Raw genomic sequence first — 984 nt, forward strand, 5'->3', positions numbered from 1 at the left:
TTGAAGCAAGACCGGAAGGACTTGTGGAGCGCTTAGAAGTGAGAATGCCGGTATGAGTAGCGAAAGATGGGTGAGAATCCCATCCACCGAATGCCTAAGGTTTCCTGAGGAAGGCTCGTCCTCTCAGGGTTAGTCGGGACCTAAGCCGAGGCCGAAAGGCGTAGGCGATGGACAACAGGTTGATATTCCTGTACCACCTAGTGATCGTTTGAGTGAAGGGGGGACGCAGGAGGATAGGGTAAGCGCGCTGCTGGATTAGCGCGTCCAAGCAGTTAGGCTGCAAGTGAGGCAAATCCCACTTGCGTGAAGGCTGAGCTGTGATGGCAAGGAGAATTTATTCTTCGGAGTTCCTGATTCCACACTGCCAAGAAAAGCCTCTAGCGAGATCGCGGGTGCCCGTACCGCAAACCGACACAGGTAGGCGAGGAGAGAATCCTAAGGTGAGCGAGAGAACTCTCGTTAAGGAACTCGGCAAAATGACCCCGTAACTTCGGGAGAAGGGGTGCTTTTTAGGGTGAATAGCCCGGAAAAGCCGCAGTGAATAGGCCCAGGCGACTGTTTAGCAAAAACACAGGTCTCTGCGAAGCCGCAAGGCGAAGTATAGGGGCTGACGCCTGCCCGGTGCTGGAAGGTTAAGAGGAGGGGTTAGCTCACGCGAAGCTCTGAATCGAAGCCCCAGTAAACGGCGGCCGTAACTATAACGGTCCTAAGGTAGCGAAATTCCTTGTCGGGTAAGTTCCGACCCGCACGAAAGGCGTAACGATCTGGGCACTGTCTCAACGAGAGACTCGGTGAAATTATAGTACCTGTGAAGATGCAGGTTACCCGCGACAGGACGGAAAGACCCCGTGGAGCTTTACTGCAGCCTGATATTGAATTTTGGTACAGCTTGTACAGGATAGGTAGGAGCCTTGGAAACCGGAGCGCCAGCTTCGGTGGAGGCGTCGGTGGGATACTACCCTGGCTGTATTGAAATTCTAACCC

At 53.9% G+C, this 984-nt stretch carries 1 rRNA gene; it reads left to right on the forward strand.

Annotated features, from left to right (window positions below):
* Positions 1–984: ribosomal RNA gene (locus BQ5796_RS16920) — 23S ribosomal RNA — on the forward strand; the annotation flags it as partial.

The organism is Bacillus massilinigeriensis (assembly GCF_900111815.1).
Classification (GTDB): domain Bacteria; phylum Bacillota; class Bacilli; order Bacillales; family Cytobacillaceae; genus Mesobacillus_C; species Mesobacillus_C mediterraneensis.